Annotated in this window: 23 protein-coding genes; 10 read left to right on the top strand and 13 right to left on the bottom strand. The window is 56.6% G+C overall.

The features are described 5' to 3' along the window. Positions 1-39: 39 nt before the first annotated feature. Genes U738_RS02500 through U738_RS02490 form a run of 3 tightly spaced genes read right to left on the bottom strand, consistent with a single transcriptional unit; the run spans position 40 to position 2,473 of the window. On the bottom strand, positions 40-1,014 hold the full coding sequence (locus tag U738_RS02500; RefSeq protein ID WP_035577000.1) for a FecR domain-containing protein: 975 nt from the start codon (positions 1,012-1,014) through the stop codon (positions 40-42). After that, positions 1,011-1,535 carry a sigma-70 family RNA polymerase sigma factor gene (locus tag U738_RS02495; protein WP_035576998.1) on the bottom strand — a complete coding sequence of 175 codons (525 nt, stop codon included), beginning with the start codon at positions 1,533-1,535 and terminating at the stop codon, positions 1,011-1,013. The genes U738_RS02500 and U738_RS02495 overlap by 4 nt, the downstream gene beginning before the upstream one ends. A 53-nt stretch (positions 1,536-1,588) precedes the next feature. After that, on the bottom strand, positions 1,589-2,473 hold the full coding sequence (locus U738_RS02490; protein ID WP_035576995.1) for a helix-turn-helix transcriptional regulator: 885 nt from the start codon (positions 2,471-2,473) through the stop codon (positions 1,589-1,591). 143 nt (positions 2,474-2,616) lie between these two features. Here U738_RS02490 and U738_RS02485 point away from each other — a divergent pair, with 143 nt between their 5' ends. Then, positions 2,617-3,783, top strand: a complete 1,167-nt coding sequence (locus U738_RS02485) for an MFS transporter (RefSeq protein WP_035576992.1) — start codon at positions 2,617-2,619, stop codon at positions 3,781-3,783. 109 nt (positions 3,784-3,892) lie between these two features. On the opposite strand, the gene U738_RS02480 is transcribed toward U738_RS02485, so the two are convergent. The 3 genes from U738_RS02480 to U738_RS02470 all read right to left on the bottom strand — a co-directional run bounded on the left by U738_RS02480 (position 3,893) and on the right by U738_RS02470 (position 6,232). Beyond that, positions 3,893-4,582 (bottom strand): YoaK family protein, encoded by a 690-nt coding sequence (locus U738_RS02480; RefSeq protein ID WP_200882480.1) that lies wholly within the window; start codon positions 4,580-4,582, stop codon positions 3,893-3,895. 158 nt (positions 4,583-4,740) lie between these two features. Then, on the bottom strand, positions 4,741-5,634 hold the full coding sequence (locus U738_RS02475) for an NAD(P)/FAD-dependent oxidoreductase (RefSeq protein ID WP_035576987.1): 894 nt from the start codon (positions 5,632-5,634) through the stop codon (positions 4,741-4,743). A gap of 148 nt (positions 5,635-5,782) precedes the next feature. After that, on the bottom strand, positions 5,783-6,232 hold the full coding sequence (locus U738_RS02470) for an Rrf2 family transcriptional regulator (protein ID WP_035576985.1): 450 nt from the start codon (positions 6,230-6,232) through the stop codon (positions 5,783-5,785). Positions 6,233-6,497: 265 nt separating this feature from the next. Between U738_RS02470 and U738_RS02465 the strand changes: the two genes are divergently transcribed. Genes U738_RS02465 through U738_RS02455 form a run of 3 tightly spaced genes read left to right on the top strand, consistent with a single transcriptional unit; the run spans position 6,498 to position 9,658 of the window. Then, a complete protein-coding gene (locus U738_RS02465) occupies positions 6,498-6,716 on the top strand; it encodes a DUF1656 domain-containing protein (RefSeq protein WP_035576982.1) in 219 nt (72 codons plus the stop codon). 23 nt (positions 6,717-6,739) lie between these two features. Next, a complete protein-coding gene (locus U738_RS02460; RefSeq protein ID WP_035576980.1) occupies positions 6,740-7,624 on the top strand; it encodes an efflux RND transporter periplasmic adaptor subunit in 885 nt (294 codons plus the stop codon). A gap of 3 nt (positions 7,625-7,627) precedes the next feature. Continuing rightward, entirely contained in the window at positions 7,628-9,658 is a 2,031-nt protein-coding gene (locus U738_RS02455) for an FUSC family protein (RefSeq protein WP_035576978.1), read from the top strand. Between the two features lie 106 nt (positions 9,659-9,764). Here U738_RS02455 and U738_RS02450 read toward each other — a convergent pair whose 3' ends face one another. Next, entirely contained in the window at positions 9,765-10,658 is an 894-nt protein-coding gene (locus U738_RS02450; RefSeq protein ID WP_035576974.1) for a LysR family transcriptional regulator, read from the bottom strand. Positions 10,659-10,767: 109 nt separating this feature from the next. Here U738_RS02450 and U738_RS02445 point away from each other — a divergent pair, with 109 nt between their 5' ends. After that, the gene (locus U738_RS02445) at positions 10,768-11,604 is read left to right on the top strand and encodes an SDR family oxidoreductase (RefSeq protein WP_035576971.1); all 837 of its coding nucleotides are present in this window, start codon (positions 10,768-10,770) and stop codon (positions 11,602-11,604) included. An 85-nt stretch (positions 11,605-11,689) separates the two neighbouring features. Here U738_RS02445 and U738_RS02440 read toward each other — a convergent pair whose 3' ends face one another. After that, complete coding sequence (locus U738_RS02440) at positions 11,690-12,622, bottom strand: LysR family transcriptional regulator (RefSeq protein WP_035576967.1); 933 nt, start codon at positions 12,620-12,622, stop codon at positions 11,690-11,692. A gap of 141 nt (positions 12,623-12,763) precedes the next feature. Here U738_RS02440 and U738_RS02435 point away from each other — a divergent pair, with 141 nt between their 5' ends. After that, positions 12,764-13,156: a RidA family protein gene (locus tag U738_RS02435; RefSeq protein WP_035576965.1), complete on the top strand. Its 393-nt coding sequence runs from the start codon at positions 12,764-12,766 to the stop codon at positions 13,154-13,156. Positions 13,157-13,169: 13 nt separating this feature from the next. On the opposite strand, the gene U738_RS02430 is transcribed toward U738_RS02435, so the two are convergent. Then, the gene (locus U738_RS02430; protein WP_035576963.1) at positions 13,170-14,090 is read right to left on the bottom strand and encodes an AraC family transcriptional regulator; all 921 of its coding nucleotides are present in this window, start codon (positions 14,088-14,090) and stop codon (positions 13,170-13,172) included. Positions 14,091-14,294: 204 nt separating this feature from the next. On the opposite strand from U738_RS02430, the gene U738_RS02425 reads away from it, so the two are divergent. Then, the gene (locus U738_RS02425; protein ID WP_035576961.1) at positions 14,295-15,038 is read left to right on the top strand and encodes an SDR family oxidoreductase; all 744 of its coding nucleotides are present in this window, start codon (positions 14,295-14,297) and stop codon (positions 15,036-15,038) included. A gap of 142 nt (positions 15,039-15,180) precedes the next feature. Here U738_RS02425 and U738_RS02420 read toward each other — a convergent pair whose 3' ends face one another. Both U738_RS02420 and U738_RS02415 read right to left on the bottom strand, forming a co-directional pair. Then, entirely contained in the window at positions 15,181-15,747 is a 567-nt protein-coding gene (locus U738_RS02420) for a sugar O-acetyltransferase (RefSeq protein WP_035576959.1), read from the bottom strand. A 209-nt stretch (positions 15,748-15,956) separates the two neighbouring features. Further along, entirely contained in the window at positions 15,957-16,838 is an 882-nt protein-coding gene (locus U738_RS02415) for a LysR family transcriptional regulator (protein ID WP_035576957.1), read from the bottom strand. A gap of 104 nt (positions 16,839-16,942) precedes the next feature. Here U738_RS02415 and U738_RS02410 point away from each other — a divergent pair, with 104 nt between their 5' ends. The 3 genes from U738_RS02410 to U738_RS02400 are packed head-to-tail and all read left to right on the top strand — an operon-like array spanning position 16,943 to position 18,957. Then, a complete protein-coding gene (locus U738_RS02410; RefSeq protein WP_081899023.1) occupies positions 16,943-17,521 on the top strand; it encodes an SRPBCC family protein in 579 nt (192 codons plus the stop codon). A gap of 55 nt (positions 17,522-17,576) precedes the next feature. Then, positions 17,577-18,446: an SDR family oxidoreductase gene (locus U738_RS02405; RefSeq protein ID WP_035576956.1), complete on the top strand. Its 870-nt coding sequence runs from the start codon at positions 17,577-17,579 to the stop codon at positions 18,444-18,446. A 37-nt stretch (positions 18,447-18,483) separates the two neighbouring features. Continuing rightward, on the top strand, positions 18,484-18,957 hold the full coding sequence (locus U738_RS02400) for an SRPBCC family protein (protein ID WP_035576954.1): 474 nt from the start codon (positions 18,484-18,486) through the stop codon (positions 18,955-18,957). Positions 18,958-19,281: 324 nt separating this feature from the next. Here U738_RS02400 and U738_RS02395 read toward each other — a convergent pair whose 3' ends face one another. Both U738_RS02395 and U738_RS23400 read right to left on the bottom strand, forming a co-directional pair. Continuing rightward, positions 19,282-21,123, bottom strand: a complete 1,842-nt coding sequence (locus U738_RS02395) for a DUF3413 domain-containing protein (protein WP_051912746.1) — start codon at positions 21,121-21,123, stop codon at positions 19,282-19,284. A gap of 267 nt (positions 21,124-21,390) precedes the next feature. Next, positions 21,391-21,666 (bottom strand): hypothetical protein, encoded by a 276-nt coding sequence (locus tag U738_RS23400; protein WP_035576952.1) that lies wholly within the window; start codon positions 21,664-21,666, stop codon positions 21,391-21,393. Positions 21,667-21,701: the final 35 nt, after the last annotated feature.

The following is a 21,701-nucleotide window of genomic DNA, read 5'->3' as shown; positions in this document are numbered from 1 at the left end:
GAACGAGATCGAAAAAGGGACAATAAATAATCCAACTTTTTATTCGCTAGATTTGAGAGCTACCCAATATTGGGTCAGTCGGTCGACGCTAACCGGCAGCGCATTGGCAATGGCTTGCAGCGCCCGGTCGGTATCATCAATAGGGAAAGCGCCTGATACCCTCAGCCCGGCAATGGCGGGATCAAAACGCAGCACGCCTGTACGGTAACGGCTCAACTCTGCTACCAAACGGCTCAACGGCCAGTCCACCGCTACCAGCAGACCGCGTGTCCAGCTATCCGCCTGGGCGGTGGCGGTGGCAACCTCTACAGAGCGTGAGCTCATCTGCGCCTGCTCTCCAGCAACAAGGCGCTGGGTCTTGCCACCAGCCAACTGCGGAATCAACTCGACCTCATCCTCCAGCACGGTGACTTGGGTAGACGTGCCCTGCTTGCGCACGGTAAACACGGTGCCCAACGGCACAACAGTGCCTTGCTCGGTATGCACCTGCAGCGCTTTAGCGGCGGCAACGCCTTTCGCCCCTTGGCCCGTGCGAATAAAGATTTCGCCTTCATAGAGGCGAAGCAACCGCGTGGTCGAGGTTTCCACTACATCCAGCGCGGTGGCCGTGTTAAGTACCAATTGCGTACCGTCGGCCAGGGTATATTCGCGGCGCTCGCCCCGTGCGGTGCGGTGACTGGCCATCCAGCTTTCTATTGGCGCCTGCTGCCAGGCCAACGAACCCAGAACACTGCCTGCTGCCAACAAGGCAAAACTGCGCAGCACTGCTCGACGGCTATGCCCCTGGCGCTGCTTGATCTGCAACGCATCAAGCGAAGGGGCTCCAGGAATCTTCTGCAGTTGCTGACGCAGTTTTTCTACCTGCTGCCAAGCCCGAGCGTGGGCCGGATCCTCCGCTAACCACGCATCATGGGCGTTTTTTTGCTGTTCGGTAACCTCCTCCGAGCACAGCAGCGCATACCAGCGGGCGGCAGATCTGAGGATATCTTTGCGGGCTACCCGGGTATCGCTCATAGCGGTTCATCGCACATCAGTAGCAGGCAGTGCTCGGTGGCTTTGGCTATGTATTTTTTTACCGAACTGACAGAGACCCCCAAACGCTCGGCGATTTCGGCATAACGAAGACCTTCCAGGTGGCAAAGCAGAAACGCCTGGCTAACCTTTTTGCCCAGCCCTTCCAACATTTCATCGACCTGAAACAGCGTCTCCAGAATCAGGACCTGCTCTTCCGGCGAGATAAACACCGGCTCGGGTTGCTGCTTCAGGGCTTCCAGCCAGGCTTTTTCCAAGGCATCCCGACGCACAAAATCCACCCACACCCGGCGGGCAATGGTGGTCAGAAAGTTACGCGGTTCATGGAGTTTGCTAATTTGGTCGGCGTTACTCGGAGAGGTGAGAATGCGCAGAAAGGTATCCTGAGCCAGATCAGCCGCCTGCCAGCTGCAGCCCGTCTTGCGCTGCAACCAATGCTGCAGCCAGCCATGGTGAGCACTGTACATATCAGCCAGCGGCGTACTTTTAGCTGAACCCGGCATTCTCCCCCCCAAACGATCAGCAAACGGAGGGTAATTCTAATAACAGCATTCAGTTAATACAAATCATTATTATTTTCTTTAACTATATTGTCGCTCGCTTTAGTGGTGACCCACTCATTAAAGACCCGCTGCGTAGTATCGGTTCCCTTGTGGGCATAGTAGACCAGCCGCAGGTGGCGCTCTTCATCAACGGTGAGCGTCGTGTGTTCAAACGCGACAGCGCCGATCCCATCCAGATAAAGATGGCGCACGCCCTGACAAGGCGCGTTGACCTCCTGATTTTTCCACCATGCCTTAAACTCAGGCGCCACTTTGGTTAGCTCTTCAACCAATGCCTCTATGGCGGGATCTTCGGTCGCACGGGCAAAGTCGCGTCGGAAGCTGGATAGCATTTCGCAAACCTGCTCTTCCCAGGGTGATAACAGCTGACGCATGGCAGGCTCGGTAAATAACAACCAGAGCATATTGCGGCGTTCAGGTGCATGGGCAGAGAAGTTGAACAGCTTATCAGCGGCAGCGTTCCAGGCCAGCACGTCCCAGCGTAGGTTCAGGATATAGGCGGGCCGTGTGGGCAGGTCGTCCATCAAGGTTTGCACCAGTGGCGGCACGCTGCACCAGGTTTTGCCTAGCTCAGAGGGTAAACGCTGATGGGCAAGCAAGAACAGATGGCGGCGTTCAGCCGCATCCAGCTTGAGCGTCTTGGATAAGTTGTCCAGAAACGTCGCCGATACGCTAATATCGCGGCCCTGCTCCAACCAGGTATACCAAGTCAGCCCCACGCCCGCTAAAGCGGCGACCTCTTCGCGCCTTAACCCAGGCGTGCGCCTTCGACGGCCATGAGGCAGCCCCACCGCTTCCGGGGCAATTTTCTCGCGATGCTTGCGTAGAAACGCAGCCAAGTCTTCCCGCGTTCGATTTAGCGTCCGGGCAGCAGTCATTTTATTACCTTTAGTAACTTATCACTTTTAGTAATAGTATAAATAGTTAAATTGTACCCCTTTAAAAGCCTCTCCAGAATAGCCCTTCGCTGGCAAAACAGCGCTGGCGGATTCTCTTCTAATGCTTATGCCTGGAGTGCGTTATGGCTGACCAATCTCGTCTATCGGTATATCTCGTGGCACTGGGTGCGTTTGCACTTGGGATGGCCTCTTATGTCACTGCGGGACTAATTCCCCTCATTGAAGACGCCTTTAGTGTCTCTGCGGCCACGGCTGCTCAGTTAGTCACGGCATTTACCTTAGCTTATGGCTTAGGCTCGCCTGTAATCGTTGCGCTACTGCCTGGCAAGCACCAACGCCTGGGCCTACTACTAGCGTTAGCCGTTTTTATTGTGGCTAATATCGCCAGCGCCCTCGCCACCAGTTTTATATCCCTCGCCATATGGCGGGCGGTCGCTGGCGTTGGCGCAGGGGTTTACCTTGCCATGGGCATTGCCGCCTCAGTCGCCATAACTGCTGAGGCTCACCGCGGTAAAGCGATTGCCATCATTATGGGTGGTATGGCGAGCGGCACGGTACTGGGGGTGCCTATCAGCCTGTTACTGGCGGAGCGTTTCGGCTGGGAGTCAGCGATGTGGCTTATTTCAGCACTTGGGTTAATCGCCTACACAGGGCTACAGGTAAAACTACCTGCGATTCCATCCGCACCAACGCTTTCACTTGTTCGCAAACTCGCTATTTTACGAAGCCCTCATGCCATGGCCATACTGGCGGTTTCCTTATTGGGCGCCATTGCCAGTTTGGGCATGTATACCTTTATCGCCCCTTTTATGGCGGCCACCGAGTCAGGCGCTGTTCAGTCGATTACCGGTTATTTATGGGTATGGGGAATTGGCGGCGTCGTGGGCAGCTTTCTGATTGGCCCATTGGTCGACAAATTCAACGGTCCGGTAGTTACCTTGGCGATTATGCTGCTGCTCTTTATAGCGCTCATCGCCCTGCCTTTTTCGGCGTCGGTTCATCCTCTGCTAACGTTACTTCCGGTCGCGCTTTGGGGCGCCGTGGGCTGGGCGTTGCAAGTGCCACAAAACAACGAGCTCGTTCGTACGAGACAAACCCATGGCGACGGCAACTTGGCGGTCGCGCTCAATGAATCGGCGCTCTATTTAGGCAGTGCCATTGGTGCGGCGTGTGGCGGAGTTTTGCTTTCCCTCCACCTGCCCGTTTCGACATTAGCAGTGGTCGCGGGGGCTATCGCTGCAGTAGGGGCATTAGTACAGTTGGCGCTTTTGATAAATGCCCAGCATTAGTGCGCCAGTCTATCTATTAGCGGAGGGCGCTCAGGTACACAGCAAGCCTGATGCCAATGCAGTTTAGTCAATCGTAACTGTGCGACCGGCGAAGGGACGTCACTACCCGTTAGGCTCTTCTGGCGTCCATCAACTTACTTGCCGTACGCACTGTGATAACAATTGCGCTCAAGGGAACGATCATCAAAACCACCCCCAGCCCCAGCATTGCCTTGAAACCAAACAAATTGAACAACACAAATCCGACGACACACCCCGTTAGAAATGAAAAAATCGTCGTCAAATGCGTATAGAGTTGCTTTCGGCAAGAACGGCGGTCGGTCGCCTCACCCCGTGCCACCAAGGATGATAGGAACGAGCCTAACGCGATACCAGCATCCGTTAGTGTGCCGGTCACGTGAGTCGACCTCACCCGCCCGTTTGAGAGTTGCGTTGACGTCGCGTTGTGTACACCCATCAAGAAGCCCAGTGCTATCAGCACTTCCTCGTTGAAGCGTGTCGAGTAAAACAGCAGTTCAAACACCGACACTGCAGTCAATGCCACGCCCTCCGCCAAGAGAATCAGGCAGAAGATGGTTCTGAGTTTCTGCCCCACGACCACGGCAACGCGTGCGAGCGTACTGCCTATCACGAATGCCAAGAGCAGGGCTGCCAGAAACAACAAGCCATAGGTATCGGGGCTGACTACTTCCGTCGACATTTGTGAGGCGTTGCCACTCATATGCGAAGGGAGAAACCCAAAAGCACCCAACGCCATGGCATTGAGGATACCGGCAGCCGTCGCCAGTACCAGAGCCAAGCAGCGATCCTCGGTATGAGACCGAGCTTTCTTCTTTTTGATTAACAAACGCCTTCTCCGACTACCTAAGAGTTGGCAAGTACGACACTAATACTAAAGCATAGTTCTAATTTAACTAATTGAGAGTTAGCTTACATATCGACAGCTGAAGCCAAGCATTAAATGCCAGACATTAGCGTTCTATGGGTAGAAAGCCCTGCCATGGCGCCGTCGGCAACGGCAAACGTCACCGAGCCCGCACCACGCGCTAAGTCGCCGCAGGCGAACACGCCCGGGATTGAAGTAGCCTGCATTGCATCGGTTTTGACGATATTACCCATGGGAGACTCTTCAAGCTCGCAGCCCAATTGTGCTGCCAGTGGGCTAAGGTGAATGCGTGGCGCGACAAATAGACCCTCCAGTGGAAATACGCGGTCATCCTGCATTACCAGCTCGACACCCTCTGCTTGCGCACTAATACGTGCCGCTGCGCCATACTCTACCTGGGTGCCACGCGCCTTAAGCTGAGCCAGCTGTTCGGCATTGGGTTCAAAGGCATCGTTAAGAAACAGCGTGGTGGCGCCCCAGTCGGGCAGCATTAAGCCGTGGGGCATCGCGAGTTCTGAGGTTGCCAGCACACCGATACCCTCTTTGCCCAGCTCATAGCCATGGCAATACGGACAGTGAAAAACGCGTTTGCCCCACAGCTCGGCGAGCCCCGGTAAGCCTGGAAGCTCATCGGTAACACCCGCGGCCAGAATAATGCGCCGTGCCTGATAGGTGCTTCCATCAGCCAGCGCCACCAAGAAATTATCAGCCGCCCCCGTTACTGCCTCCACCCGCCCCGTGTGCCACTCAACCGTTGGGTACTCCATCAGTTGGCTACGGGCCTCTGCTGCTATCTCTGCGGGTGGCGCACCATCCTGGGTTAAAAAACCATGGGAGTGAGACGTAAAACGGTTGCGGGGCTGTCCCGCATCTATCAGTAATATTTTCCGCCTTGCTCGGGCCAGCTGTAGCCCTGCCGCCATACCCGCGTAGCTGCCACCGATAATCACTGTATCAAAACTCATTGCTCTTCCTCCGTGTGCACCCAGCCTTTTAAGCCCATGGTGAATAAACTAATTTCATGTATCTTTTATTGATGCATTAAAAAGCGCACAGAGGTCAATGGCAATGTTGAGAATGCCGATTAACGTCAATCGGGTAGGTGTTGAAGTATTAAGGCGTCGGCAGTTGGTAGCCTTTGCGCGTCGCAATATCGTCAAACTGAGTGGCCAATTCCGCTAGCGTGATCGCTCCCAAGCGGGCGATCAGTAGCGCTTCCGCTTCGCGCATGGCATCAAAAAGCGCCGCATTAACCACCTGCTCTACCGCGCAGTCCGGGTTATCACGGTCGGTGCCGATAGCGAAAATGCGCGGCCCGCCTACGGCGTTGTGTATATCCAGCAGCGTTACGCTGTGCAAATCACAGGCGATGCGCCAGCCACCGTTGTGGCCCTTCTCAGACTTTACATAGCCCGCTTTCCGAAGGCCCGCCATAGTGCGCCGTACCACGGCAGCGTTGGTGCCCAGCATGGCACCAATCTGTTCTGAAGTAATCGGTTGGGATTCCCGCGCGATGTGCAGTAGCACATGCAGCATACGAGAGAGGCGGCTATCTGTTCTCACGGGCAACAGTCAACTATTCAGAGGATAAACAAAGGAAAACGACGAAGCTGCACTTTAGCACACCCGCGAATAGGGCTGGGAATGAACCCTACCAGGGCCACCGCACACGAACCTACACCTCATTCGCCGTTATAAGGCAAACTATGCTCTCGCTCTCTATACTGGTGCTGAGTCACTTTCACTGGCAGGGGATAAATGTCTGGCACGTCATTAGCCCCATTTAGCGCCTCCCATTGTCGTTACTTCCAGGCCACTTAAGGATGTTATGGGTCTTCAAGAAATCGCTGTCGGTGGCATCTACTTAAGCCCTCTGTTGATCTACGCGCTGATCGGCTTTGTTGCTACGCTGACCGTTCGTTCACTACTGCACTGGGTGGTCGGCGAGTACGCGCTCTGGTACGAGGCGTGGTTCGACATTTCATTATTTGTCATCCTCACCGCTGCCACCACGTTCATTTTTACTGTTTTGCTTCAAAGCCCTTAAGACAGCCCTTGAGAGAATCGCCGATGCGCCCTTCGCTCCGTATTTTGCTCACCCTCGTTATTGTCGCCATTGCCGTTGCCGCCGGTGCATGGCTATGGCACTACTACCTCTATACCCCCTGGACTCGTGACGCTCGGGTTCATGCGGAAGTGGTGACGATTGCCCCCGATGTCTCTGGCTGGGTACGCACACTTGAAGTGGTGGACACCGACTATGTTGCCCAAGGTGATACGCTGTTTGAGATCGACAACACGCGTTACCAAGCAGCGGTGGACAGCGCCCAGGCGACGGTTGAACATCGTCAGGCGACCCTGGAGCTAAGCCGCGCCGAGGAGAGTCGACGTAACCAGTTGAGCAACAATCGGGCGATTAGCGCAGAAAACCAGCAGATTGCCCAGATCAACTCGCGCATTGCCGCTGCCGATTTACAGCAGGCCCAGGCAGAGCTGGCCAGCGCCCAGCTTGATTTAGCGCGCACCCAAATAACCGCACCGGTCAGTGGTCATATCCTCAATGTCCATCTTACCGCTGGTACTTACGCTAATCGCGGCACGCCGGTGATGGCGCTGATCGCGGATAATTCCTTCTATGTCGTGGGTTACTTCGAAGAGACCAAAATGACGTCGATCGACGTGGGCGATCCGGTGGATGTGATTCTGATGAACGGCGACACCCATCTGGCGGGCCGCGTAGCGGGTATTGGCCGAGGCATTGCCGATAGCAACACAACCCTTAACCAGCAGTTGCTACCGCAAGTGGAGCCCACCTTTAGCTGGGTGCGCTTGGCGCAGCGCATTCCGGTGCGCATTGCACTAGAAGACGTTCCTGATGACACTCTGCTAAGCGTCGGCATGACCGCAACCGTGCGTGTCCGCCCTGCTAAAAACGCTGCCGATCAGTCTGAGTAACCCATGTCGCCGTTTGTTAGCACCTACCTGACGCCCAACGCCACAGCGGTCAAGTTTGCCATCAAGACCACTCTGGCAATGATGCTCGCTCTCTATATCGCGCTGATGTTCGACTTGGAGCGCCCCTACTGGGCGCTGATGTCGGCAGCGTTTCTGCAGATCCGCCCCATGAGTGGCATGGTGGTAGAGAAAGGCATCTGCCAACTTGTCGGCACCTTTATTGGTGCCGTGGCGGGTATCGCGATCATGGCCCTATTTGCCCAGGCCCGAGTACCCGCGCTTATCGTGCTGACCGCTTGGATTATGCTGTGCACCTACGTGGGCTCACTATGGCGTAATAACTACACTTACGGCTGCCTGATGGCATCCGTCACCGCGATGCTGATCGTGGTTATCTCCAGCGGCAGTTCGCCCGCCGGGATTTTCGATATCGCTGTGGCGCGCCTTACCGAGCTTGGGCTGGGAGCCATCTGTGCCATGCTGGTCAGCTCGCTGCTCTGGCCGTCCCATGTGGGCACCCACCTGGCCACTCAGGCCGACAGCGTGATCAACGAAGCCTTCGAGCATGCCGCCCTGCGCTTAGAAGCCAGCGGCGATATTCCGGCAATGCAGAAAGCCCTGCGCAGCAGCCTCGTGCCGTTAACTCTGCTGGAAACCGACAGCCAGGCCGCCCGCTTTGAAGGCCCGGTAGGCCCCGGCCGAGTGCGCGCAGCCCATGTACTAACCCGCCGCACGCTGCGCTTTTTCGCCAATCTGCAGGCGCTGCATCAGCTAATGCACGACCACGCCGACCGACTCGCCCCACAAAGTATCGAACTCGCAGGTGAGGTCGCAAAAGGCTTTCGCGATGCTGAACACGTCAAAGGGGTCGTTGAGGCCAGAAAAGCCCTCCAGTCGCTACGCCACCGGGTTCATGAAAGCGAGGAAGAGGCCAGCTTAGCCCCTCTCGATCGGCGTCTGCGGTTGGGGCTCCGTGAATCGATCGGCCACGCCATGATCATGCTCGATGCCCGGGAGGCGATTGCCTCGCCGGAGAGCCATAAACTGCGCTCATCGCCACTGGCCTGGCACCGCGATCACCTCGCCGCCGGTATTAACGCCATTCGCTCAGGGCTAGTATTTTCGCTACTGGCGACTTTCTGGATCGTCACCGCCTGGCAGAGCGCCATGATCGCGATGATGCTGGGCACGCTGTTTTCAGCTTTTTTCGCCAGCCGTGATAATCCCCTGGCGATTACCATGATGTTCTATAAGGGCATGCTGGCGGCGATTCCCAGTGCTTTTCTGTTCGGCCATGTGCTGCTCTCACAGGCCAATGGCTTCCCGATGCTGGCCATGCTGTTTGGCACGCCGCTGTTTTTAGGCCTGCTGGGCGCCACTAACCCGGCGACCATGGGTTACTGCCTGGCCTTCACCATTTTCAATATTCTGCTCACCATGCCCGGAAACGGCATGGACTTCTCGTTCGATAGTTTTGCCAACCGGGTGGTGGCCGTAGTGATCGGGCTAAGCTGTGTGGTCATGGGCTTTCGCCTGCTGCCGGGGCTGGGCACCCGACTTCGGCGGCGGCGTTTAATCAATGCAATTTCCACCGATATCCATGAGCTAAGCCAGCGCTCGATTCGCGACGCCGAAACCCGCTTCAGCGGCCACATGGCGGATCGGCTTCTGCAACTGGCTCAGCATGACGACATGCTACCCGAAGACCAGCGCCACCTGTTTATTCTGGGTTTGACCGGACTGGATGTTGGCACCGCTACGCTGCGCCTGCGTGATCGGCTTGATGATGCACCTCACCCGAGCATCCGCGAGGCGCATCGCCACCTACTAGGCACGCTAGCTAGCGGGTTTGAAGAGAGCGCCAACGGGCGGCCACCTCAAGGGATTCGCGAAGCAGGTAAACAGCTGGATGAGGCGATTATGGCCTATGGCGATGTCCCCGCCGACCGCCGCGTACTGCTGGAGGGTTTGATTGAACGGCTCGAACTGGCCCTAGAGCGCCTTGCGCGCATCATGGCGGAGCGGCCTAGGTAGGCGGAGGCTTCTGGCAACTGGTAAGGGAAGCAAAGCTTAGGCCGAGGTGGTAGATGAACACTCAATCCGGGGCACTTTCCTCCAGTTTAAACTCGTCTCATCCAGCTTAAACTCGCCTCTCTTGCAGCAGATCGATGAAGGCACGCAGGCTTGGCGGCACAAGCCGATTATTCGGGTAGTAGAGAAACAGCCCAGGGATCCGTGGACACCACTCATTGAGCACGGTAACCAGCCTTCCATCGCTCAAATAGGCTTGAGCATAAGACTCTGGAACATAGGCAATGCCTAACCCATCCGCGGCGGCTTCCACCATAAGTGGGCTGCTATCCAAGGTCAGAGCGCCAGGCACATCAACCGCCACGTCCTGGCCATTCTGGTGGAACTCCCAGCGGTAGAGCTTGCCACTCGGCAGCCTCTGTCTTATGCATCGTTGAGACGCAAGGTCGCTTGGCGTTTCGGGTATCGGACGGCCCTGTAGATAGCTAGGTGAGGCAACGGCAAGAAAGCGCAGATCATGACCCACGGGGATGGCTATCATATCCTGAGGAACTGCCTCTCTCAGCCTGACGCCCGCATCAAACCCCTGCCCGACGATATCCACAAGCCGCCCCTCTGCCACAAGATCAAGCTCGACACCTTCATGAAGGGTGAGAAACTGCGGCACAACAGTTTGCAGCAACAAGCGAATGGCCGCTTCGCTACCGTTGATACGCAACCTGCCCGTGACCTTTCCTTCGAAGCTTGATGCATCTTCGAGAATCGTGTCCAAGTCACTCAATAGCGGACTCAAACGTAGTAGCAGGCGCTCACCGCTCTCGGTCAAAGAGACGCTACGGGTGGTTCGGTGCAGCAGCCTGGTTCCCAACCTTTGTTCCAGCGTACGTACGGTGTGGCTAAGTGAAGAGCGGCTGACGCCCATTAGGTCGGCTGCTCGGCGAAAGCTGCGGTGTTCGGCCACTGCCTGAAAGGCCTTGAGGTCGGCTAACGTTGGCTTACTCATTAGTGAATTACTTTCACCTCCTCGTGCCAATTGTTGAGTATTCTTTAACCAGTGATACTGCCCTAGCCTATGTCTTGCAACATTTGTTTAATGACTTAGGGGATTTCTTATGACTAAAACCTGGCTTATCACAGGCACATCCACTGGCCTCGGCCGCCTACTTACTGAACGGCTGCTCGAACGCGGCGACCGCGTTGTGGCCACGCTAAGACGCAAGGGTGCGCTGGACGACTTGTTAGCCCTACACGGAGATCGTTTGCGGCAGTTGACCTTCGACGTAACCGATACATCGACGATGAGAGATGCCATTTCACAAGCATTCGCAAAACTCGGTCGAATCGATGTGGTGGTCAGCAATGCGGGCTATGGTCTCTTTGGCGCTGCCGAAGAAGCTAGCGACCAACAGATCGAGCGGCAAATAGCGACGAACCTCACCGGCTCCATTCAATTCATCCGCGCAGTGCTCCCCCATCTTCGCGAACAAGGGGGCGGCCGCATTGTTCAGGTATCGTCGGAGGGCGGCCAGATCGCCTATCCAAGCTTCAGCCTTTATCACGCCACTAAGTGGGGCATTGAAGGGTTTGTCGAGTCAGTGGCGAAAGAAGCCGCACCTTTTGGAATTGACTTCATTATCGCCGAGCCTGGCCCCACGGCCACCAACTTCGCGGAAGGGCTAGACCGCACACACCCCATGCCAGCTTATGAAAACACCCCTGCGGGGGAGCTACGTAGAGCACTGGTATCAGGCGCCTTTGCCATTAAAGGCGATGCGACCAATACCATTGATGCCATTATTAAAGCAGCGGATATGCAGAACCCGCCATTACGCTTGGCGTTGGGAAGCACCGCCTATAACTCAATTAGTCATGCGCTAAACGAGCGGATTGATTCGCTTGAAAAGTATAAGGACATTGCCCTATCTGCCGACAAAGATGAGGCAAACTGATATGCGGTTAAACTTTGGTTACGCCTTTTATTGGGGATACCCGAGCTGACCGTCGAGTACTATTTAAAGAGGAAGGGCTGCACCGTTAGCGTTTATGCATCTGTCGATCAACGATAGGCGCATGCTGCGCCATCAAATCTACCACCCAATCAATGAACACACGCAGCTTGGCGCTGACGTGCCGATTCGGTGGAAAAGCGACGTACATCGGCATTGGGTCGAGATGCCAGCCATCAAATAGGCGAACCAGCTCCCCGCGAGATACGTGCTCACTGGCCATGTAGTCAGGAAGCCAAACTACGCCGAGCCCCGCTATTCCTGCTGCAAGACCGGCATTACCGTCATCAACCGAAACCACATAGCGCCCTTGTACGGTGACGCGCTCTCCGTTGCGGTACATGGCGTAGGGAGAACCCACCCCGGCCCGGGCCCACCGGAGCCCTACAATGTAGTGAGGGGGAGCTGAGAGTTCTTGCGGGTGTGAAGGCAAACCAGCACTTTTCAGATAGCTCGGCGCTGCGTAAATACCGATCTTCAGGTCGCCTACGCGGCGCGCCACTAACGATAAATCAGTGAGTTCTCCGCCGCGCACCACACAGTCCACGCTTTCACCTATCAGATCCACCATGCGATCACTCGCCCCCATATCGATTTGAATATCGGGATAGCGAGCGTGAAACGCGGGCAAGGCGGGAATCAGAATCATCCGGGCAAAAGGACTGGGTACGTCCACTCTTAATCGACCACGCGGCAACACCGAGGCATTGGAGAGGCTGGTTTCAGCATCATCCATATCGGCCAGAAGCTTGATAACGCGCTCGTAGTAGGCCGCGCCATCCGCCGTGACGTTAACCTTGCGAGTGGTGCGGTTGAGCAGCTTTACACGCAGCCGTGCCTCTAGCTGTTGCACCAGTTGCGTCACGCTGGTCTTGCTCATGTGCAGTGTATCAGCTGCCTTGGTAAAGCTGCCCGTCTCCACGACTCGGGCGAATGCCTGCATTGCGTTAAAACGATCCATGGCTAAGTCAAACACCTTGTGATTGTTTGAAAACTACAAACAATGTTGAACAGAATTCGCCGTTTATCCACCACGAATGCAGGCTTAAAGTGACTTCATCGTAAACAACGGGTCGGTTCCGGCCTACTGATGGAGATACCCATGGCTAAGCGTGACGTCGTTTTCCCCCAAGGCCGCCAGGCGCTTTATGAACAAAACACCTATTCCGCTGCTGTCCGCTCTGGCGATTTTCTGTTCGTGTCGGGCCAGGTCGGCAGCCGTGAAGACGGCTCGCCCGAGCCAGACTTCGCCGCTCAGGTACAGCTCGCGTTTAATAACCTGCAGCGTGTTCTGGAGGCAGCAGGCGCAAGCTTTGACGATATCGTCGATGTGACGAGCTTCCATACCGACCCGGAAGCCCAATTCCCTATCTGGTTGGAAGCCAAGGCGCGCGCGTTTCCGGAAAAACCTTACCCTAACTGGACAGCGGTCGGCGTCACTTGGCTGGCGGGCTTTGATTTTGAAATCAAGGTCATTGCCAAACTCCCCGAGTAAGCAGCCATGTACCTCAAGCGCCTATCCGTCTCGGCGGAGCGGCGCTTCTACTGGCGGCCCCGATGGTTTTCTGCAAGCGCAGTGCGTCACGCTTTGGCGGCGATTTGAAAAGACGGCCGTATTCGCGAGTGAACTGAGAGACACTTTCGTACCCCACTTCAAAGGCGGCATTGCTCGCGGTAACACCTTCGTCAAGCATCAGGCGGCGCGCTTCGATCAAGCGCAGCCGCTGCTGGTATTGGCCCGGCGTTAGCGACGTCATCTGCTTGAAGTGCTTGTGAAACGAGCTAAGGCTCATGCCCGCCTCAGTCGCCAACTGTTCCACCGGCACGCGTGAGGTGTAGTTAGCTCTGAGAATCTCGATAGCAGCGGCGAGGCGGCTTGCGTAACTATCCGGATCGGCAATCTCCCGCAGTGCATTGCCGTGAGGCCCCGAGAGCAGCCAATAATGCAGCTCCTGCATGATGCCGGGGCGCAGAAGCGGCTCGGATTCGGGACGATCCAGCAGTTTCATCAGCCGGGATGCGCAGTCAATCAACTCGGCTTCGGTGTCTTCGGCGAATAACGTCTGCATCTCGGATGGCCGCTGGGTACGCACGCTGCCCATGTGGGCGGTAAGCTCGCGCAAGATCCTTCTATCCAGGTCAATCGCAACGGCCAGATAGGGCTCACTCGGGCTGGCTTGGACAATCCGCCCGACGACCGGCATATCCGCGCTCACAATCGCCGACTCACCGGCCGCTACCACTCGGCTCTGGTGCCCAACCACCATGCGTTTTGCTCCCTGTAACACCAGGCAAACCAACGGCTTGTATACCGACTGCAAATCACCAGCAGGGGTTTCGACGCTCATCATGCTAAGCCCCGGCAATGGGGTTATCACCAGGCCATCGTGATTGGCATAGGTTTGAACCGCCTGTTTGAGTGAGTTCATATGCATTCCTCCAGCATCCCATCTCAACGTTAGCATGGCTCAGAAAGGGTTTCTCCACACCTGCAGGATCAGGCAAGTTTTGCGCAAGGCTTGGCAAGCCTTGCCATCAGCAAATGCCTACACTGAGATGACTCAGCCATTATCGCGGACGCCTCAATGGTCTTGAGTCATGCAGCGTTATTCACATTGATGGAGGGTTTAAAAGTGAAAACTTCAGGAAATACCATGCTCATCACCGGCGGTGGATCAGGCATTGGCCGTGAGCTTGCGCTTCGCTTCAACTCGCTTGGCAACACCGTAATCGTCGCCGGGCGGCGCATGGAAACGCTGGAGGAAACCATCGCTGGCCAGCGCGACATGCACGCGATGGTTGTCGATGTTGAGGATCCAGAGGAGATCACCGCCTTTGCTGAGCGTGTCATCGCCGAGCATCCCAACCTCAATGTGCTGATCAACAATGCGGGCATTATGCGTCGCGAGGACTTGTCCTGCACCCGAGACCTGAGCGATGCCGAGCAGACAGTCGTCACCAACTTGCTGGGGCCCATCCGACTGACAAACGCGCTCACTGACCACTTGGTAAGCCAGCCCGACGCCGTTATCGTGAACGTTTCCTCTGGCCTAGCTTTTGTACCGTTGAGCGGCACGCCAACCTACAACGCCACCAAAGCGGCCATTCACTCCTATACGATCTCCCTGCGCGAACAGCTCAAGGGCAAGGTCGAGCTTATTGAGCTGGCTCCTCCTGCGGTTCAGACAGAACTGACACCTGGGCAGTCGACCCGTGAAGGCTATATGCCGCTTGATGACTATATCGAAGAGGTCATGACACTGTTTCAACAGCAACCGACACCCAAGGAGATTTTGGTGGAGAAAGTCAATTTCTTACGCTGGGCAGAGCGTGACGGACACTTCGATCAAGCGGTCGAGATGCTCAGCAAGATGTGAGTTCCCCTATCCTCTAGCCTTCTAACTCGCACATGCACTGTTTGCTGATGGCCGCAGTGCATTTGTCCATTCACGTCTGCCAACCATGCTCAGAGCGAATAAAGGATAGAAGACAAGCCCTTACCTCAACGCAAGCTAACGATTACCCACCCTTCACTGCAATATTTTTAATTATGCGAGCAGGATTACCGCCTACCACCACATTATCGGGTACATCCTTGGTTACAACAGCGCCCGACGCTATGACCACGTTATTGCCTACTCTAACGCCTGGATTAATGATGGCTCCACCACCAATCCAGACGTTATCGCCAAATGTAATCGGCTTTGCGTATTCTTTACCCGCATTGCGCTCATGCGGATCAAGCGGATGGGTCGCCGTATAAATCTGCACATTCGGCCCAAGCATGCAGTTATCGCCAAAGCGTATTTCACAAACATCCAGCAGGATGCAGTCGAAGTTAGCGAAAAAGTTTTCACCTACATGGATGTTATACCCGTAATCCAAACGTAGATTGGGCTCTATATAGAGATTTTCTCCCGTCGATCCGAACAATGCTTTCAAGGCTTTCAAACGCTGGACGTCAGTTTCCAATACGTGATTGTAGAGCCTCACTTGTCGTCGTGTTTCTTCACGCTCTTTTAGCAGTACCGGATCAGCAGGGTTATAGAGCTCCCCTGCTAGCATCTTGTCTTTTTCTGAACGCATTAGTTGTTTTCCTTGCTAAAACCCATCGTTAATCAACGCTAGCCGTTATTATCCTGACGCCGCTTCGTCGTAACATAACGCAGCTGGTTGACGAGCAAGCATCGAGGTCATCAGTCCCTGAACACGGCTAAGACCATAGGGACGCTAAAGCTTGGATCGATGATCGCGCGCCCCAGCGATTCAGGCCGTGATCTTTCCACGCCCAGAGATTATTCCTGAACGACAAATGATCCATTGGGGTAATAGTTGCAGATGAACTCCACAAAGGCCCGGACTTTGGGGCTCTGTAAGCGTCGAGAGGTATGCAGAACCCAAAGCTCGACTTCGTTGCCGGCGGCGCCCCACGACACCAGCTCGCCTCTTTCCAGCAGGCCTCCAATGATGGATTGCGGCAACATGGCCGCTCCTGCACCCGCCACAGCGGCATCTCGAACAGTCAGGAGCGAGGACAGCCGTAAGACAGGCTGTGGTTCGACGGACAATTGGCCATCCTGGACGAACCAGACCTCACCTTCTCGATACGTCGGCATGACAATCGCCGGAATGCGGAGCGGCTCATCCCCGCTCTGCTTTGGTATCTGAACCGAGGGAGCTGCCACCAAGACAAGTCTGTCTCGGGCAAAACACCTGCCCACCAGCATGCTGTCCTTGTGCGGATTGATGCGGATGGCGACATCGAAATGCTCTTCGACGAGATCGGCGAGCCGGTCTTCGGCCACCGCTTCTATCTGCACGTCGGGATGGATCGCCTGGAAGGCGGCAGCCAGTCGCCCAAGCGCCACCTGCGAAAACAACAACGGTGCCGCTACGCGCAGCCTTCCTCTCGGGGTATCAAGGCCATCTCGCGCCGCCGCTACTGCTTCGGCCACCTCACGCATTGGCCCCTCAATTCGTGCGAGCAGCAGTTGGCCAGCTTCGGTCAGCTCGAGGCTGCGGTCACTTCGTTCGAAGAGTCGAACGCCTAGGTTTTCTTCCAGATCAGCCACTCGGCGCGACAAGGTTGCCTTGGATCTGCCGCTGGCCCGGCTTGCACGTCCAAAACCGCCGTGGACGGCCACCAGTTGGAAATCATTCAGAGCGTTTAGATCCATGATGTCTCAAATTTGATACGAACCATCTCTAATTTAGCGTCTTTGTTTTGAATATGAAACCACCTATTGTTCGGTCATACGCAACCCGAACCAAAGGAGTTCTTATGAAAAGCCCTAAGACACTAATCCTGACTTCCCTGGCAGACGAGCCGCGCGGTAACCATTCGGATGGGAATAGTAGCGACCCTGCTACCCATCGCGCCGAACGGCCAGGAATCGCCGTCACGCTAGAGTGCTTTATTCCTGGCGAAATCAAAGACGTTTTCGACTTCGTTGCTGCACAGGACGTACTGCCAAAGATCCTCACGGGTTACGGGCTTGTGCCAGCTGTGGCGTCAACGTCAGATGTCTCTGGCCCCTGGGATCGGCCCGGCTCGACACGCACCGTGCACCTTCACGATAGCAGTAGCGTGCGCGAAGGCCTCACGCATTACGACCGTCCAGCCTTTTTCGCCTACCACGTCAGCGACCCGAGCTTTTCGCTGAAGCACCTGATGTCGCATGCATGCGGCCAGTGGTGGTTCGTGGCAGTGGAAGGCGGAACGCAGGCTAAGTGGGCCTATACGTTCCACGCAAGAAACGGCCTGGCGGCGATTCCGCTTAGGCTTTTCGTAGGCACCCAGTGGAAGGGATACATGAAGGTCTGCTTGAACAACATCGTCGACCATTTCGACGCCGCGTGACGTCTTCACGCCCAAACCAGTATCAGTCAACAACCCGCAACCCAAGGAAATCATCATGACCATTCTCGTTACCGGCGCCACCGGCACTGTCGGCCGCCAAGTTGTCGAACAACTCGTCAAGCGCGATGCCGATGTCCGCGTGCTTGTCCGCGATACCCCTAAGGCCAACTTTCCTACGAGTGTTGGCGTCGTCCAGGGTGATCTGCTCGACGTGGACTCGCTACGCAATGCCTTCTCCGGCGTCTCGACGCTCTTTTTGCTCAACGCGGTGGTGCCCGACGAGTACACCCAGTCGCTGATCGCGCTTAATCTCGCCCGTGAGGCCGGCATTGAGCGAATTGTCTACCTCTCGGTCATCCACAGCGATCTGTACGTCAATGTGCCGCACTTTGCCGGCAAGTACGGTGTGGAGCGCATGATCGAGCAGATGGGCTTTAACGCCACCATCCTGCGGCCCGCTTACTTCATCGAGAACGATCTGACCATCAAGGAGGTAATCACCGGATACGGCATTTACCCAATGCCGATCGGCAGTAAGGGCCTGGCGATGGTCGACACGCGTGACATCGGCGAGGTCGCCGCCCTTGAGCTCCTGCGCCGCGAACAGTCAGCCGTACCGCTACCGATCGAGCGAATCAATCTCGTTGGCCCCGACACGCTAACCGGCCAGGACATTGCCGCTATTTGGACCGATGTACTTGGTCGCCCCATCGCCTATCCGGGTGAGGATACCGTCGCGTTCGAACAGAACCTATTGCAGCACATGCCGAGTTGGATGGCTTACGACATGCGCCTGATGAGCGAGCGTTTCATCACCGAGGGGATGCTCCCCGATACCGGTGACGTTGACCGGCTGACTGCCCTTCTGGGTCGCCCCCTTCACTCTTATCGCGAATTCGCCACCCAGGTCGCGGCCTCAGTCTGACGGCAGCGCACTCCCAATCAACATAAGGAAACTCACCATGATCTACTCGACCGCTACTGTCCCGGTGAACCCGGCAGGGGAAACCACTCTGACCCGCACGCAGGCCTGGCAAGGCCTGGTGCTCAAGGCCCGCGACGCCCGCCTATTCTTGCCCGAAGGCCTATGCACCCGCTGCGACGTCGTGGAGGAAAGTGCGACGCACTTCGTGCGCGAAGCCACCATCGCCGGCACCAATCTGCGTGAGATCATCACCCTGGAGCCGGAAAGCAAGGTCACTTTCTTCCAGGCCACGGGCCCCCGCGAAGGCGCGATCATCAACGAACTGTTCGAGGACGAGGCGGGGGCGCTCCAGCTTCGCTTTTACTGCTACCTCGGCCTGCGCGGTAAAGAGCCGGGCAGCACTGAGGAGCAGGCCGAACAGGCCCAGTTCGACAGCGACAAGGGCTACAAGGCCGCCTTGCTATCGACGCTCAAACGCACCCGCGAATTGATTGCGGACGGCAAGCTCTGAAACGGCCGTACGCTAATGCAGCTCTATCGTTGCGTAGCGAGCAACGATAGAGCTGAAGGCAAGACCAACTCCAGGGCTAAATTAGGTGCCCATTGTGTATGTGCCTTGCTTCACACAACGGCGCAGCCAATTCACTATGCCACTACACTTGTTGTATCTGGTCATTGAAACCACCGAACCTTCAACGCCGCACCGGGGTTCGGGGTCGAAGACCTGCAGCTTGTCGGGTTACCCATTGGCCTGCTCAACAGATGGTTATAGGGATTGAAGCCATGGTTGATTCACTCCGTATGCTGAAGCCGGCAATGCACCATCCTTGGTGTCTTAGCGATAGAACCTCGACAGCGCCCTGAGTACCTGGTTCGACACCCGGGCCTCAAGCTCGGTATCGTCGAGTTCGTTCATGCGGTAGTCATAGACCTCGAAGGCCCCTGTGGGATGCACGGCCACCTGATAGTCGGGCATCAGGATTCCATAACCCATATAGCTGCCTGAAAGCATCCAGTCGCGATGGGGGTCGACGTCCAACAAGCTTTGCCCCAGGGTGTAATGTTGAGGAGCCGATTCACAGTCGAGCAGTTCCTCGAGCAGCGTCGGTGCGATATCGGCGTGGTGCGTTCGCCGCTCCAGCACCCCACCGGACCGTCCCGGCAAATGCATCACCAGCGGAACCTGAACCTGCTCCGGCGTGTAGTTGCTGCCATGTCCCCAGTAGTTCTTGCCATATTCGTTGAAGGACTCTCCGTGGTCGGCAGTAATCACTATCGCAGTATCCTCAAGCCGCCCACGGCGCTCCAGGTCATCGAGTACACGTCCCAATTGCTGATCCACATAGCGCGCTGCCGTGCGATAGCGGTTCCAGTAAGGTTCGGGATCAAAGTCAGGCCCCAGGCTCATGTGGTTGATATGCTCCCAATAGGGTGTGAACCGTGGGAAGTCTGGCGGATGGCTGTAGCCGTGCACGGCATCATAGAACAGGAAACCAAAGAACGGGCGCTCATCTGACCTTGCCTCTTCTTTGTCCATCCAGGCTAGCCAGTCATCGGTGATCTGCTGGTCGCGCTCCCAAGGCTCACCCTGTGCTGCCTCCAGCGAGACATCCTTGAGGCCGGCGAAAACGTTACGGTCAAAGGCAGGGCTCACCAGCGTCGCCGAAGAGAGAACCTGAAAGCGGTAATCGGCAGCCTCTAATCGCTCCATCAGCACCGGGGGCGTCTGGCTGGCAGTAAATGCATCCCAGTAGGTGACTGGCAGGCCATAGAAGAGGCTGAAGACGCCTGCCTTGGTGGAGTTGCCACCACTGATATGCTCACGCGCCCTGAACCAACCGGGTTGATTGGCGTACCGGTAAAGATTCGGCATCACTTCAGGAGTAAGCATGTCGTGACGCAGGGCATCCAGCAACACCAGCAGCAGGTTGTCGGAAGGCACCGACGGCGAGCAGCTCAGCGGCGCAGAGGGGTAGACCAGATCCTGCGCCTTTCCCTCCGTCGCCTCGAGATCCACCCGATCGCGCACCGCCTGGGGGTCGACCCACCCCTGCTTGACGAAGAAGCGCTTGGCAGTGGCCGGATAGAAGACCGGCACATGACGCGTCATGCCGGTGATGTCACGGTCATAGTGGGCATCCGCCCAGGCATGCCAACCGTGCACCCCCAGCAGGGCCAACAAGCTCACTACCAGCATAGCGACCGCAGGACGTGCAGGTGGACGTCGCTTGAACAGCAGCCCGAGAGCACCCTGAACCGCCAACATGCCCAGCACGCCGCCGACGGCCAGTGTCCAGGCGACCCATGAGAAGCTGAACACGTCTCCCCCGGCGTTGAGCAGTAGGTCGAGGATGAAGCCGCTCAGGTGGAAACGATACTGAGCGTAGACGAAGGTATCAAGCAGCAGAAGCAACTGCAGGCCACTCGCCCACAGGGTGGTCAACAGCCATAGCCCGATGCCGCGCAAAAGCGTGGCCAGCACGAACATCGGCAAAGCTCCCAGCCATACCAGCAGCGAGAGATGACCGAGGAAAACCATCAGCAGGTAGCTCCACTGCTCGGCCCCCTCGGGCTGGATATAGCCGACATAGCGCAGCGAGATCATCCAGGCAAGCAGCAGGTTGGCCAGGGTCCAGGCGCCAAGCCAGCGCCACCGGTGCAGGAGTCGATAGATCATGCGCGAAGTCTCCAGAGACCCGAGGCTCTTCAGTCGACGTTGGGTGGAATAGAGCGTTGACTGTCGCAGCCGCTGGCTTACTGAAAACTTACGCAATACTTCTTGATCGTTCCGATCCCCCGCTAAGACTTCTGAATGACGCATTACCGGGCAGCCTCGTCCCATGCGACGAGGACACCACATGCTTCCATCCACCGATGTCATTCCTGATGCCTCTATGCCTTGCCGTCGCTGCTCAATGATGGGCCTCGACAGGTCTGTATTGGCCTAGACATGATCGGAGAACGGCAGACTACGGATCCGCTGCTGTGTGGAGGCGAACAGCGCGTTGGCCAGCGCAGGCGCGAGCGGGTGAATGCCCGGCTCACCAACGACGCTTGCCGGGAACGCGATGGTGACGTCGTCGAGCGCGACGATGGCGGACTCGCCAGAGCCGTATCGCTTGACTGCGCCGACGAGCATGGTCGTTGCGTCATCAGCGTTGGATGGCAGCGCCCTCCTGGACCGCCGATTGACGACCGTGGAATCTGGATTGGGGGACATGAGACCTCCGATGAGTGATTGGCCACTATGAGGGA

Source organism: Halomonas sp. TG39a, assembly GCF_000744395.1.
GTDB lineage: Bacteria > Pseudomonadota > Gammaproteobacteria > Pseudomonadales > Halomonadaceae > Vreelandella > Vreelandella ventosae_B.
This window is presented reverse-complemented; position numbering and strand designations above follow the sequence as displayed.

Bases quoted from the DNA above. Each gene is read 5' to 3' on its own strand.
- U738_RS02500 (WP_035577000.1), bottom strand. From the start codon at position 1,014: ATGAGCGATACCCGGGTAGCCCGCAAAGATATCCTCAGATCTGCCGCC.
- U738_RS02445 (WP_035576971.1), top strand. From the start codon at position 10,768: ATGACTAAAACCTGGCTTATCACAGGCACATCCACTGGCCTCGGCCGC.
- U738_RS02450 (WP_035576974.1), bottom strand. From the start codon at position 10,658: ATGAGTAAGCCAACGTTAGCCGACCTCAAGGCCTTTCAGGCAGTGGCC.
- U738_RS02400 (WP_035576954.1), top strand. From the start codon at position 18,484: ATGATCTACTCGACCGCTACTGTCCCGGTGAACCCGGCAGGGGAAACC.
- U738_RS02395 (WP_051912746.1), bottom strand. From the start codon at position 21,123: ATGATCTATCGACTCCTGCACCGGTGGCGCTGGCTTGGCGCCTGGACC.
- U738_RS02465 (WP_035576982.1), top strand. From the start codon at position 6,498: ATGGGTCTTCAAGAAATCGCTGTCGGTGGCATCTACTTAAGCCCTCTG.
- U738_RS02440 (WP_035576967.1), bottom strand. From the start codon at position 12,622: ATGGATCGTTTTAACGCAATGCAGGCATTCGCCCGAGTCGTGGAGACG.
- U738_RS02490 (WP_035576995.1), bottom strand. From the start codon at position 2,473: ATGACTGCTGCCCGGACGCTAAATCGAACGCGGGAAGACTTGGCTGCG.
- U738_RS02475 (WP_035576987.1), bottom strand. From the start codon at position 5,634: ATGAGTTTTGATACAGTGATTATCGGTGGCAGCTACGCGGGTATGGCG.
- U738_RS02415 (WP_035576957.1), bottom strand. From the start codon at position 16,838: ATGGATCTAAACGCTCTGAATGATTTCCAACTGGTGGCCGTCCACGGC.
- U738_RS02420 (WP_035576959.1), bottom strand. From the start codon at position 15,747: ATGCGTTCAGAAAAAGACAAGATGCTAGCAGGGGAGCTCTATAACCCT.
- U738_RS02460 (WP_035576980.1), top strand. From the start codon at position 6,740: ATGCGCCCTTCGCTCCGTATTTTGCTCACCCTCGTTATTGTCGCCATT.
- U738_RS02410 (WP_081899023.1), top strand. From the start codon at position 16,943: ATGAAAAGCCCTAAGACACTAATCCTGACTTCCCTGGCAGACGAGCCG.
- U738_RS02455 (WP_035576978.1), top strand. From the start codon at position 7,628: ATGTCGCCGTTTGTTAGCACCTACCTGACGCCCAACGCCACAGCGGTC.
- U738_RS02405 (WP_035576956.1), top strand. From the start codon at position 17,577: ATGACCATTCTCGTTACCGGCGCCACCGGCACTGTCGGCCGCCAAGTT.
- U738_RS02435 (WP_035576965.1), top strand. From the start codon at position 12,764: ATGGCTAAGCGTGACGTCGTTTTCCCCCAAGGCCGCCAGGCGCTTTAT.
- U738_RS02495 (WP_035576998.1), bottom strand. From the start codon at position 1,535: ATGCCGGGTTCAGCTAAAAGTACGCCGCTGGCTGATATGTACAGTGCT.
- U738_RS02430 (WP_035576963.1), bottom strand. From the start codon at position 14,090: ATGAACTCACTCAAACAGGCGGTTCAAACCTATGCCAATCACGATGGC.
- U738_RS23400 (WP_035576952.1), bottom strand. From the start codon at position 21,666: ATGTCCCCCAATCCAGATTCCACGGTCGTCAATCGGCGGTCCAGGAGG.
- U738_RS02485 (WP_035576992.1), top strand. From the start codon at position 2,617: ATGGCTGACCAATCTCGTCTATCGGTATATCTCGTGGCACTGGGTGCG.